Below are 14,700 nucleotides of genomic sequence, written 5' to 3' on the forward strand. Positions count from 1 at the left end.
TCCAGGTAGATAATAGATAATTTTGGTGCGAAAAGGGGAAAAACAACCGACCAATTTACGTTCATTTCGGACGATACTTCGTTAAAAAAAGGCGATTAGCCAATGTTCGGATTACATATTGCCTATGAATGGGATGGGATCGGGAGCAGTCATGCCGCTCTGCCAGCCTTAAACGCAACCTGATCAAATGATTATTGATGATAACGTTTACAACATTTACCATGAAGCTGTGTCCGGGTGGATACCCTTTAGCTAGCCGGGCGGTAGGACGAAGCACGTGACGTACCATATTCTGTTCCCATTGAAGGTACGCTCTGTTCTGCTCTGTTCGGCCCATACTCGGTTGCCGCCCGCCGCCAGCTCGATATTTTATTTCAATTAACCAAGGAGGCTTGCATCATGAAATTATTCCCTTCCACATCTACTCATGCATCTGCACGATCCCAGCGTTCCCTGAAATCCAAAATGACTAACATCTGTCTCAGTGCTGCGTTCCCTCTATTACTGCTAAGCGGTGGTTCCGTGGGTGCCGCAGAACTTTTGGAAGGCGGATTGCCTAATACCTCAGAATCAGAGTCAGTGGTGAACAGTTCCAATATCACACTGGCTGCGGGCGATTTGTATGTGTCTCCTAACGGTTCTGCCAGCAATCCAGGAACGATCAATAGTCCAACGTCACTGGCTAATGCTCTGACCCAGATCGCCCCAGGCAAAACAATCTATCTGCGCGGCGGAACCTACAGCTTCTCGCAAACGATTACCATTGAACGTGGTAACAGCGGCACTTCCTCACAACGTAAAAATCTGGTCGCCTACGGATCGGAAAAACCTGTCTTTGATTTCTCGGCTCAAGCCTTTGCTTCCACGAATCGGGGATTACAAATGTTCGGAGACTACTGGTTTGTGAAAGGACTTGAAGTCAAGGGTGCAGGCGATAACGGCATATTCATCGGAGGCAGCTACAACCGTCTGGAGCAGATCGAAGCGCACCATAACCGGGATACCGGCATTCAGATCGGGCGTTATGCTTCCACTGCTGCCAAAAGTGAATGGCCTTCATATAACGAAGTCATTCGTTCCTACTCCCACAACAACTATGACCCGGATGACGGCGAGGATGCAGACGGTTTTGCCGCCAAGCTGACGGTCGGTCCAGGGAACGTCTTTGACGGCTGCATTGCCGCCTATAACGTAGACGATGGCTGGGATCTTTACAGTAAAACAGACACAGGCGCCATCGGTGCGGTCACGATTCGTAACAGCATTGCTTACGGCAACGGCGCCACCGCTGACGGAACCTCCACTTCGAACAGTGATGGTAACGGCTTTAAACTGGGCGGCGAGAAAATTGCCGTGAATCACATTGTCGAGAACAATATTGCATTTAATAATAAAAAGCATGGCTTTACCTATAACAGCAATCCAGGTTCGATCCAGATGACCAACAACACCTCATGGAACAATGGACAAAGCAACTTTGCTTTTGACAAAGGTACCCACATCTTCACCAACAACCTGTCCTTCCAGGGCGGCGCCAGCGATAAAACCAGTGGAACCGATGTCAGCAGCACCAACGTCTGGTGGAAAAACAAAAAAAGCGTCAACGACAAAGGCCTGCTCGCCAGCGCAGCCGACTTTGTCTCCCTCGTGCCTTCGGTAACCCGTGCCGCAGACGGTACGCCTGTATTGGGTAATTTCTTGAAGCTAGCGGGTGGCAGTGATCTGATTGGGTCGGGAACGCCAGCGGGTAAGAATATTGGAGCCCGGTAGGTATAGGCTGGTAAGATAAAAGAATAATTCATAAAGCAAAGTCCCCTCCCCCATGCCAGCCTGATCGGTGGTAATGGAGAAGGGGATTTTTGAATTGCTGTGTATTGTCTGTTGGCTCATAAGGCAGATAGATACTCACGGTTTGGCTAGAACCTCAATCATCAGTCTGCCGCCTGTACGAAAACCCTGCTCAAACGCCGCTTCCACATATATGGATGTGGACTGTCCGATCAAGTCGATCAATTGCTCCAACGCATCGTAGTCTGTATCTGGGAGCTTTGTTTTGTAGTTTTGCATGATGTCCGATATTTGGCGGTTAATTTCGTAATACTCGGCCTGTTCAGGATGAATCGACTCGTCCAATCTTAGGTTTCCATGAAACAAATCTTCGATCAGGTTTGACATATTATCCCCACCTAGTCTTTTTACCAACTATTCTAATTATACTTTAGCGGATTTTCCGCTAAAAATCAATAGCGGATAGCGCGCTAAGATATGATATTAGTGAGGTGATGATCATGTATGCTCGTATACGCAATTTGCGTGAAGACAAAGACTTATCCCAGACACAAATTGCAGCCTATCTCGGCTGTAGTCAACGTGTTTATAGCAACTATGAACGTGGTGAATTGGATATTCCCACAGCTATATTAATAAAGCTGGCTGATTATCATCAGACCAGCACAGACTATCTTTTAAACCGGACGGACATACGGAAACCTTATCCTTAGAACTGACTCACTTCTTGCCTTTCCAAATAACTTTATAAACATTGGTATTTAAATAAATAAAACTAAGCTATTATTCGTATCTAGCTTGCATAATCTTTTTAACCCAATTTGTGAGTCTACCTGATTTATTTTCGGCAGCATACCACTTACCGTTAACGGTAACAACTGCACACTCGTCAGTCAACAAATAAAACTTATTTCTTTCAAAAGTAGTAAGTCTCTTTTCTGAGAGACTCTTAATAACATCTTCTAGTTTCACACCTTTTTTAGACAACCATTGTTGAAATTCTAATTCTTCTGTATTGAGCTCTTGATGTGAGCATAACCAAGTTATTATAAACCATTCTACCTCGTCAAGTTCTGCGGGCTTCCACTCCCAAAATAGCGGTTCATGATTTAATCCATCTTTAGGGATATAGATAGAATTGGTCTCCCAACCTATTTTATTGTTAATTATTTTAGCCTTAGCCCGCAGAAAAGGATGAAAAGCTTCGAAATTAAGATCTTCACCAAAAATATCATTGCTAAGGTTATATCTATAACTTAGCTTTGTCCAAACGAATTCTAGAAGTATTAAAAATGGATTATGTGTTGTTGAACCATAGAAGTTCCAATTACCTTCTCTATCCAAAGGACTTATATAAGGCATAGCATCTAATTTTGCTAAGACACTGTTATTACATATAATAAGATCAGGAAAGATAGTTGGACTAAACCCGCTAATACCTGAGTTTTTTTCTAAATATTTATTAAATGCTTGTCTTAGGGCATATTCTGATGCATATCCATAATAACCAAATACTATTCTAACCGGCATCATTTCCTCCATTAACAAACTATGATAAATCATTTGTTCATGCAGAGGCAGTTTGATCACTTCTTCATAGTCAGGAAGTTCTTTCTGTACTGTATGTCTAAATGCATCTCTAAACGCCTTCATATTTAATAATTCATTGCTTGGCTCAGTAATTGAGTAAATCTGCTTCATTTTATTGTAGGCATCTACTAGATCCTCCTGATACAAGTTTTTTTTCACTTCTAAAACTGCAATTACTTGAGAGAGATTATATATAAACTTTCCTGTATACGGAATGGCTTCGCCTTCTCCCTCTACTATCATACAATCTATTTCATTACTAAAGGATTCTTCTTCATTACGTATCTTACCTGACACAACTCTTATATCTAATCCTTCGAATATAGCTTTATTAAGAAGATTTGTTGTAAGTCCCTCATACATATCCCCTATTGTAGGGCCATGCTTAATTATGCTGTATTTTTTTAACAACTCTTTCTCCTTGATCATAAGAGAATTCAATAGATCAGCTACTGTTGTAATCAGTTTAAATCCACCTTTCAACTTCAGTTTGCCTCCAGTATACTATAAAGAGAGAGTAAAATTCTTATTCATTATAATATTTTTTAGCTCGGCTAAATTTGCGATTAGCTTTTTTGTAGCACTCTCACCATAACAAGTAATATCCATGAAGCTTAGTAATTAGTTGTCACACCTCTGCACATTTTTTGTCTCCCTCCAAAAAACGACTACTTAGAATAATCAGGGCTGTTTGCTCTTTAAGGTATAAAAAAGAGAGCATCCAGTAAAAAAGATACTCTTTTCTTTTTTTCGAAGTGGATACCTAGATTTATTATTCCGTAACTTCGAACCCTATTTCATTAAATTTCTTAGTCAATCGAGAAGTAAAACCTTCAATTTTAGATTTATCAATAAATATTGACAAATTTCTTCGTGCACGAGAACAACCTACATAAAATAAACGATAAGCACTTAAAGACCCATACACTTGGCTTTCCTTAAAACACATTTTCGCTGTCTTTACAAGTGAATTGTCTAAATATGCTTTGTGATCACTCTCACATAAATTTTTGAAGTACTTATTATTTTCAAAATGTTTAAGTAGTTGATTTATTCTTGATGTTAAATACTCTCTATGTTTTTTATGCAGCTCACTATTAATTTCAGATAACTTGAACCCTAAGTATGAAGTTGTATCCTTTATCCACTCAACATATTCATAATAGAACGACTCAAATTCATTAAGTGACACCTCCATGTTACTCCACATGTTAAAGAACTTATACATATGGACTAATGGCTTGCTGTTACTGTCCTCCGCTATAAAAAAAACTGTGTCATGGCTCTCTCCCTTTACGCCATGTTGTGTAGATACATTTGGTGTTTTTAAGTACTCAGCTAGAAGACGAAACTCTGCTATATTAACTTCCAAAACTAAAGAGTATTCTTCGTCATCAATTATGGAGCCTATATACTCCGGTCTAACCAGTGCAGTTTCCAAAAGTGTATTTAACACTGATTTTATACTATATTCCATTTGAGAATTATTATATACATCCGAAACTTTAAGCAATAAATTATCCAATCTATGTTTATCTTCATGTTTTTTCACAGTAAATACAGTATCATTAAATATTTTAGAATTTCGTTTGAACAACTGAACGATATTGCCTAGGCTCTTAGTACCATAGTCCTGAGCAATTTGGTTAACCAAGAACAATAATTTAACTAAACTATCTGGGTTATCCTGTGAATCATTTATAAGCACATCAACAGCACTATATTGTTGTATATGCGAATATCGTTCCATTTTGTTATACTTTCTATAAAGATCTCCTGCTCCAATAGAGTCAAATCGTTTTTGATTAAGCAAGAACAACAATAATGCGTTAGGATAATTTTGTTTTTCTAACTTAAGCTTCTCAGAAACATCATCACATAACAAAATTCTAGGCAAGTGATCAACTGTTACATTTAAATTTTTCTCTGCAGGTTCTTGCTTATACGAATTGTTATTATACAAATTGTTTAAAATATCAATAACAGCAGGAACTGATCTATAATTAGTAGTTAATTTAATTGATTGATTGAGGGTTAAAAGTTTATCCTCAAATGAGCCATCATAGTTCCTATATATTTGTTGCATTTTATCTCCCAGAAAATATAGCTCTGTAGAGGTTGCATGAACTGCTTCATAAAATAATTTTAATACATTTGCCGACGAATCTTGATACTCATCAATAAATATAAGTTGATACTTTTTTGTCAATCTCCTTCTAATGACAGGAAACTTATCAAATACCAATTTAGAAAACGTTATAAGATCATCATGGGACAAGCCTCCATAATATAAAAAGTTAAATTGAGACTCATTGTAATAGATAGACTTAAGGTTTTCCTTAATATAATTAAATGATAACTCACCGTTTTTCTCAATATACCTTTCATTACTTCTGGTTATCTTTTCATCCCCATTTTCATTGGAAATTCTCTTCATTATTTCAGAACCATATGTTTCAAAGTACAAATTTAGTATTTGTTCATGTGAAAAATAAATCTTTAGAAAGTTGTGTAAAAAAGAATGAATTGTTGAAAAATAAACTTTTTTATTATCCATATCCTTCCCTAATTCTTCTGCAGCCCTATTTGTGTATGTTATACAAAGAATATTATTTTTGGGGTATTCAACCAGATGCTTAAAAATCATTGATTTGATTGCCGTTGTCTTACCACTTCCGGCCGGAGCATTAACTAAATAGATATTTTTATCTACTATTTCTTCAGCCATGCCAGCCCCTCCTCAATATAATCTGGCAACATATTTTTAGTTAAATTATTTAGGATTACTGAATACATAAAATCTGTTTTTCCTTTTGAAGTATGCTCAACAATGTCTCTAATTGTATATTGTCCCTCTTCTTGAGGAATAGTAAACTTCAATTTGTCAACATTTCTTAAATTAATCCAATCCTCCCGACTCTTTTGCTCAACTGCTGTTAATTTATAATGCTTAGCAAGCATTGCTTCTTCTAAGGTACGAGCAAAGCTGTCCTTTTCCCCTTGATAATTTAGATATGCACAGCCTTTAAACAATATGTTCCCCTCATTCTTTTTCCACTCATATAAATCTGCTACAGTTGGCTTGGTTTCTGGATGTGTTATTTCATAAAAATTATTAATCGTGGCATTCGTTGTTCCCGAGGCTCTTATGTGACTTTCTGTTTTTGAGGCTTTATTATAATCAAGATCCGTCAGTATAAGCGTTTTTATTCCCATAAACTCAATGAGAGTTCTATAGTTGTGAGCATACGCTCCTCCCACCTGAACAAATGCGATATATAGTTGGTTTAATACTGCAAAATCATCCAAAGAAAAGAGTTTTCTAATAAGCATTCTTTCTGTGTCACCCTCATAAATAATGACTCTATCGGCAAATACTATATCAGAGAATCCTATTTCATAGAACCAATCATAGAAATTATCAAGAACAGGGTCCTTACTTACACTTTCTTTAAAAGATGAGAAATCAAATATATTGCTTATGAACGGAGTTGTCGGTCTTGCCACTCTGAGATTCTTCATCTCAGTTACTCTAACCATCTCACTAGAATGCGTAGTTATTAACCCTTGTATCTTTTTTTCTTGGTAGTATTTTTTCAGAAATTTTCCAAAGACATTTTGCATTTGTGGATGCATGTGTGACTCAGGTTCTTCAATAATAAATATGTTCACCAACAATGGGTCAATATTCCTTTTATATCTTTCAAGTTGCAAGAGAATAAATATCATATTACTGTATCCCAATCCTTGTGATGTTTCATTGAGATAGTGCCCCTGAAGATCATACTTAGCGTGAGTAATTTGGCTGATAAGAGAACTAATCGTTTCCTCCGAGATCTCTAAATCAAGCATAATGCTCCCCGTATTCCCCCCATTAGCTTGTGCAATGGATGAAATTGTCTCGGTAAGTCCATCCACCGAAACCTTCCTTACAATATCTGTTATCCCTAGTTCTTCAATTGGCTGAAGTATCTTATCTGGCAAGGCTCCCAGAAATGCTTTCCATGCATCATCATGATGTGCTAGATCAAGGACATTTTTGCTAATACTTTTTGAGTGACCTACATTCTGGTCTTCTAATGGCCTACCTGCATAAATATTATATAAATTAAACAACTTTCGGAAATGTGAGAGTTCCATTTCATTTTTATTTTGAAACTGCCTATCAGCAAAATAACACTTCTCAATAATACTAGAAACGTATGTACCTAATATTTTTTCTTTAAAGAAACCTATCTTAGTATTTTGTTCTTTTTCTCCAGAAAGCTTTACGTATCTACTTTTTAATTTCTCATAGTCTTTATCTAGTGATTGACTAAAAGTAGTGGAAGTAACCTCAAATGAATATTCAAAATAGATTGAACAATGGCTAGGATCTAAATCCATAATATAGTCTGCGAAATCCCCAATCTCTTCATTTGCCTCATAATCAACTCTTAGTTGAACTACTGTTGGTGAAATAAGGAGTTTCTCTTTCCCTGTAGCTGCATCTATACAAAAAATATCATTTACTATTCCTTGAATCGTCTTATCTCTATCTTCATTTTTATCAAAATAATTAATAAAAATAGAATAAGCTCGATCAATCCATTCTTTTGAGAGAGTCACAGGAATATCTGAAACACAATATTCCGTTTTTTTGGTATTTAGAATATTTTCAAAAAGTTCAATTAAAGATGTTTTTCCACTATTGTTAGCACCCGCTAACAAAGTCACATCATCTGCCAAAGATAATGATGTATTTAAAAATCTTCTGTAATTTTGAATCGAAACAGTTTTTAGCTTCACAAAATCTCCCCCATAGACATAAAATAATATTTTTATAGTAAAATTCTACTACATGTCTATAGTACCATAGATTCCTGAAAATATTGGAATAAATGCATGAAATTTGTCACTACATGAATTAAAGAATTGAATGGTTAAGTGATCATTTGGGCATCAGAACAAAGTTCTAGTACCCTATGGCCTTTTGAGTATTTAGGTCCGTATATTTTCAACTCAAACTTTTGCAGTACAGTTGGACTTAACATAGCGACGAAGATGACTTTTACCTAAATTAATGTAATCAAATCTGCATTCTGTTCAATAAGCTTGATCCAAGGTCAGCCAACAATCAATATGATGAGAATCTACTTCATCTACACCTAACTTTTCACCTTATCCTCAGTAGCTTTGTGTCCAAACTCAATATGAATTTAATTGCTCTAATAGTTTTTGTTTGATAGCCCTTTTAATCGTTCCACCATACCTAATAAAATTAGCATTTCCTACTTCACTAGAATTTTCAATAGGGAACATCAGAAAATTTCAAACTCAACATTAGTCGTTCCTTATAAAATATAAGCAAGGTTAACTCTCTTCTATGATTATTGAATCCCAATCTCACAGATCTCGATATATTTTTTATTGACCCAGTCTATTGCTAATTCTGCTTCTTCTTTTAAAATAACATCTCGCTGGCTTTTATACTGAAAGTTCTCTTTTGCCCATAACAATAGAAACTTTACATATTCTAACGTCTCAATTTCACATCTACTGTCCTGTTCATCATCTTCAGCAAAGATATCTTCAAAATTTGTAAAAAACTTGTCTGATCTTATTAAATTGACGTTCCCTCCACCTTCGTATAGCTTTATTTTTCCTTTCAGTAATTCAATTAGGTTTCCAGCCTCTTCCTGGATCGTGGCGAAATCTCCAAAAATATCTGATCCCAAAGAATTAGTAATTAGATAACCGTTCTTTAAAGATGAATTAATGCCTAAGTCCAGGATGACTTCGTTGAAATCCTCTTTATATTCAATAGTGCACCTATATTTAATCATGTTCGTATCTCCTATAAGTATGAGTTCACTATTTCGTCCAGGATATGACCAATCAAATCATCTTCTTTTTCCAAAGAGTCTCCGTCTATACAATGGCTTTAAAAGGAGCATGACCTGTTTCAGCATTCCTTAATAAAGTCGGTTTTCTAAAACGCAAACTGGTTTCCAGCTTGAAGATAGCGGTATCTCCTTCAATTTCTATAAAAGATACATTAATCCATATAGGAGCTTTCGGAAAAAGCCCTCCTAAAACCCCAACTACATCTTCTAACAATAGTTTTTTACCACCAATATTCTCTTTAGACAACACAAGACGTTTCATCATTTCATCGCCACCATCTAACATTTTCCCCTGTTCCTCAACAGGCTCTATGATAAACTTAATAATATCGCTCGAAATGTTTTTAGCCTTTTTTATCTTATCAACTGCTTTAGATAAATTAGTCGAAAAAATTTCCTCATTCATTTGAGTAGTCAAAATATCTCCTCCTACTATTTCAGCTTAGCTGAATATACTTTCTTTAATTTCCCTATATCAACATAACCACTTCTCGTTACTTCTAGTTGATATATCTCTAACCAAGCGTTTTCTGTCTTTATTCCAGCACTATTGAATATCTGCTCATATTTTTTAGCTTGCTCAGTTGTTGGAGTATAGTGTCCTGATTCATTTGTTATTCTTCTAACATTTCCGTTTGCATCGACTTTTAGTTTTCCAGCAGCTTGAACGTCAGCTCCATTTGCTAAATGAGAGTGTCCTCTTCCAACATTTAAGTTACCATCTGTATCTATGACAAAGTCAACTTCTTTAATTCCATCTCGAATCTTAACTTGGCCATTCTTCAAAACATAGTCAAAACTCTTCCCTTGCTGAATCTCATTTGGATATCTATTTTCAATGATTTGGACAGGTCTAACATCACCCGTCCCCTTAATATTACTCGTTTTTTTTGCTTCAGCCGCTTCCAAGTTCTTTTTAATCTTCGTCACAGCCGGATCAGAAGCAGGCAAGCGAAACGGCCCTTTGCGACCAGGCATACTTCCGCGAACCATCTGAAAAGCCATAAAGATCTGGCTGAACTTCAGGGAAGTCAGCATCATCTGAGCATACTTATCGGATACAGGTTCGCCCGTGAAGGGATGGATTCGATTTTCAAAAGCTTTAATCTGCAATGCATGAATATCTTCCCCTGGCTCTTCCGCATGACCTGCTTGCATCCGGTTGATATCCAAATGCCCCTGATCTTTCTCATAAGCCTTTAGAGATGCCTGATCGGGAACGCCATTCTCGTTTACTGGCATCCACATCAGCCTACCATAGATATTGACTTGAGCCATCCGGTAGCCTTTGTCCTCCGAACCCGCATCACTTGCTGCACTCTTCATCATTGCTACCGCACCCGCAGCACCAATAACACCGCCCAGACTCCCTTTCTCCGCATCCGCATTTTCAAACCGGATCGCGATATCCTTTAACTCTTTCGAAGTATACACCATGCTCTCAAGTGCTTTCTGTAGTACAGGACGCGACCTTGCAAAATCATCATAAAAGCGCTCCTGTGTCACACCCATCCACATGGCTTGAAGGAACATAATCTGCCTGGAGAGATGATCTTGGATATGCTCCAATTGCTGTCTCGCCTGATCCACCTGACTGGATACGTGATGTAACTGCTCAGGTGTTACTTTGATTGTACTCATCCGTTTTCACCGCTTATTTTTATGTAGGATTTACTTATGTTAGCAGAAGTTTGATGGCAATTTCATCCGGCTAATTTCCTGATTTCAATTTATTATTCCCACCTCACAGTGTTGAGTTTCCATACTGAGGTCCTACATCATTCCGCACTCACTTCATTTCTTCTGATAGCCCTTCTACAACGTCAATCCTATATATCTTATGTATGCCTAATTTTTCGGTAGTGGTTAGCTTGTATATTTCAGGTTCTTCTGTAGGTTCTAGAACAGTCCACTGCCAATCTGATCCTGGGTGCGTCGTGATAGCCGCGATCTCTTTCCCATCCAGATCTAGCGGGATCGTTTTCTTAACAGCTTGATTAGAGACCTCTTTTACAATTAAATTTACCTGATTATTTCGCTGGGACATGTTGATTATCTCCAGATTGTACTCGTACTTCTCATCCGATGTGAGGCTGACAGGATCACTTTCCACTTTCTCTGGTTTCACCGTATGTTCTAATGCATTGATAAAAGCTGGAGTACAGAACATTAATATCAAAATGAATATAACCCCATAGATCATGGTACTTATACTTAACGAAGAATTCCATTTTCTTATTAAAACGACTATTGAAATCATGTTAATAATGAGCGATGGTATACCGCAGAGAAGCATGATCGGCATACCGATCAAATCGAGTGATCTTTGAAAATTGGATGTAGCACCAACTAGAAACCAAATAAATACGGCTAAATTAACTAGAACCGCAGCACCCCAAATCCATTTCATCCAACTCGACACACACTCACCTCCAAATTCTGCAAAATTCCATACTTTTCTTTCGCTTCACTCTCATGAAAAATGCTTTCCTGTATGTAAATCTTCTATTTCTACTGAAAGCTTTTTAGTGTGAACCCCCATATATCGATCCGCTTTATATAAAACATCAATATCTCCTCCAAGGTTGTACAATATCGTAGTCGATAATATTTGTACGATATAAAGGTCCGAGTGTAGTGCCATCCATTCAAAAAAACTAAAGAATTTCTCTATTTGTTCAATGTCACTATGTTCCTGAAGCAATCTTTCCACATGAGTAGACACTTCATCTCCGAAGAATACATGTCCTAGAAACTCTTGATTAAACTCCATATGCTCAATATATCGATCATTAAATTCCGGAAACAGTTTTAGAAATTGACTTATGAAGATATCTTTCTCCATCCATCCTTCTCCTTACTTATACATTTTGTCTCATCTGGTAGTATCATTCCTTCCAATAAATAACTCTACTTCATCCGATAATTGTCTGGTTCGTTCACCCATATATTTTTGAGCTTCTTTAAATATAGTGATGTCATCGCCAATTCTTGTTAAAATGGTTGTGGTTAGAACTTGTCTACTATAGAGATCCGCTTCCTTCGCTATATCCTCGAAAAATGCAAAATATTTAACAGCCTTACTGTTGAATGCTTCCAACTTCAATTGATTAATTACTTCACTAGTGACATGATCGCCGAAAAAAACATGGGCTAGCTCCTCATTGTATTCAGAGATATGTTCTTGATAGGCCGCTTCAAACTCGGGGAACACTTCTAAAAACAATCTAGATATTTCACTTTTGTGTATCATCTTGTTTTCTCCTCTGGGTTACTTCTTTAACAAAGCTATCGCTTCATCTAGCAGATCATTTCCACTTACAGCTTTGCACTGCAATATAATATTTTTGCAAACCTGCTTCTGCTGCTCGCTTAATTTCTCCGCCACCTTTTCAAATAATAGAAAGGACTGCAGCCTTACTTCCAAACTCGCATCTCCAATCAATGCCACAATGATCTCGATATAAGGCTCATAATGCATTTCTTCCATTGCGTATAGCAGAGTGCCCCTGCTCCTTCTCAACTGAGCGTTAGATAGAGCCTCAATTAGCGGATAAACCGCTCTATTGTCTCCAATGTCTCTTAGTGCGATTGCCACTTGATTTCTGACAAGAGCATTCTTGGTTTCGGTCAAAATCCCAATTAGAAACTCTACTGAAGATCGATCTCTTTTTTCTCCCACCTCAGCAATCCGAGTCATTGCTTCCTCGAACCTCTCTGCATCTAATAAATCCTTGATGGTAGTGTGTATTGGATACAACCTCCCTTATAAAAATTCTATTACGAATCGAATTCATTTATAGTAGTTCAATGTTATGATTCCAATGGTCTAAATAAAATGTAATATTGGATCTGGTATTTAACTTTTCCCAATTCTTTTTACCAATCGGAAAGGTTTCTTTGCCAAAAGCAGGAGATATAACGTGAATATAAAAGTAACCATCATGTTCAATCATTTTAGCGATCACTCCTGTCAAAGGGTCTTTTGTCAATTCTTTATTAATTGAAACGATGTATAGATATTTCCCCTCGTTAAGATACCTATAGTTTATTTCATCCCCTCCTTTTAGCTTGCTGCATGATGGACTTTCGAATGTTTCTGTCTTCGTTCTGTTGTGCCCTTTTGATGGGTCGCTAACAGTTACCTTACATGATGAATCAGCCTGTAGTTCAACTGAAACAATGTGCGTGGTCGATGATATAGGTGTAAGGTCATTCATTAAATACCATATCCAACCTATTGTTGCAATGATCAAGAAGATGCCGATGAATAATGCTTTTTTCAAAAAAATAACACACCTCTCCTTATTCATGATTAAGATTATAAAAATGGTAGAAAGATACAGAAGGTGTTCTCCAACTCGAATAGAGGTAACTTGGTTCGTAGCGTATTAGCCCGATACTGGTGCTCAAGGCCGATTGAGATTCACCAACGAAGCTTGCGCTCCAAAGAATCGGCGTTTCTTTCGAATCATAGAGCAACTCCCTATCGTTTGATTGCTAAGACACTCTTGTAGGACTTATGCTCTGAAACCTGACAGCTTTACTCGTTACTCTTTGTGTAGATTTGAATACAACTTTTTTAAGTATCCAATCTCGCGTGCAATTATGTCGGCTCTTTTCCCTTACTGGAAAACTTGGTTCTAGGCATCCCTTTTAGATAAAGAAATTTTTTTTTTCAATATCAACATGTATTACTACTTCAGTTATACTCATGTGATTTTCGTTAAGCTAGTGGACTATTTCCAGCTTCAATACAAAGAAGTATTGAGTGCTGACAGCTTAGCTGTCCTATATTGTTCATAAAAAGATCCCCTTCGTTTATATGATTAATTCATCTTAACAGATGTCTTATTCCTCATATAATTAGAAGGGGATGATAGTACTACAATATAATTTCACCTGTTGAAATCTTAACAACCTAATAGAAGCACCATATTATTATGATTTCGTAGCCTTCTTATGAGTACGACATCCTCTAATATTTTTATAGCTTTAATTTACTCATTTGAAGACTTAAATTTTTCTAGGTCATAGTAGGGGTTAGATATATGATCTCCTACCTCAATAATTGTCTCTTTTATCTCATTTAGAGTTATCAAGTCTATGTTATGCTCTTTAGTTACTGACTCTTTAATTTTATTAAAAGTTTTCTCTAGACCAAGATTAACAACGATAGACAATATAGTATCCACTTCTTCATAGGAATCGGTGCTCCACAACCTTCTTAATGCAGTATCCAGATCATTTCTTGTATCTTCTTCTAATAGTTCATAAGTCATGACCTGTCGATCTGTTAATTCGATCAGTATCAATAGAAACTCTCGTTTGTCAATAATTTCATCTTTAAAATCCTTTAAAACTTTCTTAAAAAATTTTAGCAACACTTCTTTAGATACTCTGTCAGGTAATTTCTTAACGTCTTCAATGTTCATTT

The 14,700-nt window shown here is 36.9% G+C and carries 14 protein-coding genes and 2 pseudogenes; 2 read left to right on the top strand and 14 right to left on the bottom strand.

The window, feature by feature from the left end:
- The first annotated feature begins 399 nt into the window (after positions 1 to 399).
- Positions 400 to 1,770 (top strand): right-handed parallel beta-helix repeat-containing protein, encoded by a 1,371-nt coding sequence (locus MKY23_RS18430; RefSeq protein ID WP_221789108.1) that lies wholly within the window; start codon positions 400 to 402, stop codon positions 1,768 to 1,770.
- A gap of 135 nt (positions 1,771 to 1,905) precedes the next feature.
- Here MKY23_RS18430 and MKY23_RS18435 read toward each other — a convergent pair whose 3' ends face one another.
- Positions 1,906 to 2,175: a DUF6809 family protein gene (locus MKY23_RS18435; RefSeq protein ID WP_221789107.1), complete on the bottom strand. Its 270-nt coding sequence runs from the start codon at positions 2,173 to 2,175 to the stop codon at positions 1,906 to 1,908.
- Positions 2,176 to 2,288: 113 nt separating this feature from the next.
- Between MKY23_RS18435 and MKY23_RS18440 the strand changes: the two genes are divergently transcribed.
- Positions 2,289 to 2,501 carry a helix-turn-helix transcriptional regulator gene (locus tag MKY23_RS18440; protein ID WP_221789106.1) on the top strand — a complete coding sequence of 71 codons (213 nt, stop codon included), beginning with the start codon at positions 2,289 to 2,291 and terminating at the stop codon, positions 2,499 to 2,501.
- Positions 2,502 to 2,571: 70 nt separating this feature from the next.
- On the opposite strand, the gene MKY23_RS18445 is transcribed toward MKY23_RS18440, so the two are convergent.
- The 13 genes and pseudogenes from MKY23_RS18445 to MKY23_RS18505 all read right to left on the bottom strand — a co-directional run bounded on the left by MKY23_RS18445 (position 2,572) and on the right by MKY23_RS18505 (position 14,698).
- Positions 2,572 to 3,861 (bottom strand): DUF6602 domain-containing protein, encoded by a 1,290-nt coding sequence (locus MKY23_RS18445; RefSeq protein WP_221789105.1) that lies wholly within the window; start codon positions 3,859 to 3,861, stop codon positions 2,572 to 2,574.
- 289 nt (positions 3,862 to 4,150) lie between these two features.
- Positions 4,151 to 6,106, bottom strand: a complete 1,956-nt coding sequence (locus tag MKY23_RS18450; protein WP_221789104.1) for a UvrD-helicase domain-containing protein — start codon at positions 6,104 to 6,106, stop codon at positions 4,151 to 4,153.
- Positions 6,091 to 8,166, bottom strand: coding sequence for an AAA family ATPase (locus MKY23_RS18455; RefSeq protein ID WP_221789103.1), 2,076 nt, complete (start codon positions 8,164 to 8,166; stop codon positions 6,091 to 6,093). Before MKY23_RS18455 ends, MKY23_RS18450 begins: the two co-directional genes overlap by 16 nt.
- 581 nt (positions 8,167 to 8,747) lie before the next feature.
- Positions 8,748 to 9,203, bottom strand: coding sequence for a hypothetical protein (locus tag MKY23_RS18460; RefSeq protein ID WP_221789102.1), 456 nt, complete (start codon positions 9,201 to 9,203; stop codon positions 8,748 to 8,750).
- An 85-nt stretch (positions 9,204 to 9,288) separates the two neighbouring features.
- A complete protein-coding gene (locus tag MKY23_RS18465) occupies positions 9,289 to 9,669 on the bottom strand; it encodes a hypothetical protein (RefSeq protein ID WP_221789166.1) in 381 nt (126 codons plus the stop codon).
- A 26-nt stretch (positions 9,670 to 9,695) separates the two neighbouring features.
- Positions 9,696 to 10,103: pseudogene (locus MKY23_RS18470) on the bottom strand (hypothetical protein); the annotation flags it as partial.
- A gap of 543 nt (positions 10,104 to 10,646) precedes the next feature.
- A pseudogene (locus tag MKY23_RS18475) lies at positions 10,647 to 10,904 on the bottom strand (WXG100 family type VII secretion target); the annotation flags it as partial.
- 148 nt (positions 10,905 to 11,052) lie between these two features.
- The gene (locus tag MKY23_RS18480; RefSeq protein ID WP_221789098.1) at positions 11,053 to 11,673 is read right to left on the bottom strand and encodes a hypothetical protein; all 621 of its coding nucleotides are present in this window, start codon (positions 11,671 to 11,673) and stop codon (positions 11,053 to 11,055) included.
- A 63-nt stretch (positions 11,674 to 11,736) separates the two neighbouring features.
- Positions 11,737 to 12,108: a hypothetical protein gene (locus MKY23_RS18485; protein ID WP_221789096.1), complete on the bottom strand. Its 372-nt coding sequence runs from the start codon at positions 12,106 to 12,108 to the stop codon at positions 11,737 to 11,739.
- Between the two features lie 30 nt (positions 12,109 to 12,138).
- On the bottom strand, positions 12,139 to 12,516 hold the full coding sequence (locus MKY23_RS18490; RefSeq protein WP_221789094.1) for a hypothetical protein: 378 nt from the start codon (positions 12,514 to 12,516) through the stop codon (positions 12,139 to 12,141).
- Positions 12,517 to 12,534: 18 nt separating this feature from the next.
- Positions 12,535 to 12,945 (bottom strand): HEAT repeat domain-containing protein, encoded by a 411-nt coding sequence (locus MKY23_RS18495; RefSeq protein WP_339831318.1) that lies wholly within the window; start codon positions 12,943 to 12,945, stop codon positions 12,535 to 12,537.
- Between the two features lie 115 nt (positions 12,946 to 13,060).
- A complete protein-coding gene (locus MKY23_RS18500) occupies positions 13,061 to 13,549 on the bottom strand; it encodes a hypothetical protein (RefSeq protein ID WP_221789090.1) in 489 nt (162 codons plus the stop codon).
- Between the two features lie 714 nt (positions 13,550 to 14,263).
- Positions 14,264 to 14,698: a hypothetical protein gene (locus MKY23_RS18505; protein ID WP_221789088.1), complete on the bottom strand. Its 435-nt coding sequence runs from the start codon at positions 14,696 to 14,698 to the stop codon at positions 14,264 to 14,266.
- Positions 14,699 to 14,700: the final 2 nt, after the last annotated feature.

This window comes from Paenibacillus sp. FSL R7-0272 (assembly GCF_037969905.1).
Taxonomy (GTDB): Bacteria; Bacillota; Bacilli; order Paenibacillales; family Paenibacillaceae; genus Paenibacillus; species Paenibacillus polysaccharolyticus.

What these genes read in the sequence shown, in the direction of transcription:
- MKY23_RS18435 (WP_221789107.1), bottom strand. Translation starts at nt 2,175, where the DNA reads ATGTCAAACCTGATCGAAGATTTGTTTCATGGAAACCTAAGATTGGAC.
- MKY23_RS18490 (WP_221789094.1), bottom strand. Translation starts at nt 12,516, where the DNA reads ATGATACACAAAAGTGAAATATCTAGATTGTTTTTAGAAGTGTTCCCC.
- MKY23_RS18460 (WP_221789102.1), bottom strand. Translation starts at nt 9,203, where the DNA reads ATGATTAAATATAGGTGCACTATTGAATATAAAGAGGATTTCAACGAA.
- MKY23_RS18505 (WP_221789088.1), bottom strand. Translation starts at nt 14,698, where the DNA reads ATGAACATTGAAGACGTTAAGAAATTACCTGACAGAGTATCTAAAGAA.
- MKY23_RS18485 (WP_221789096.1), bottom strand. Translation starts at nt 12,108, where the DNA reads ATGGAGAAAGATATCTTCATAAGTCAATTTCTAAAACTGTTTCCGGAA.
- MKY23_RS18430 (WP_221789108.1), top strand. Translation starts at nt 400, where the DNA reads ATGAAATTATTCCCTTCCACATCTACTCATGCATCTGCACGATCCCAG.
- MKY23_RS18480 (WP_221789098.1), bottom strand. Translation starts at nt 11,673, where the DNA reads ATGAAATGGATTTGGGGTGCTGCGGTTCTAGTTAATTTAGCCGTATTT.
- MKY23_RS18440 (WP_221789106.1), top strand. Translation starts at nt 2,289, where the DNA reads ATGTATGCTCGTATACGCAATTTGCGTGAAGACAAAGACTTATCCCAG.
- MKY23_RS18465 (WP_221789166.1), bottom strand. Translation starts at nt 9,669, where the DNA reads ATGAATGAGGAAATTTTTTCGACTAATTTATCTAAAGCAGTTGATAAG.
- MKY23_RS18450 (WP_221789104.1), bottom strand. Translation starts at nt 6,106, where the DNA reads ATGGCTGAAGAAATAGTAGATAAAAATATCTATTTAGTTAATGCTCCG.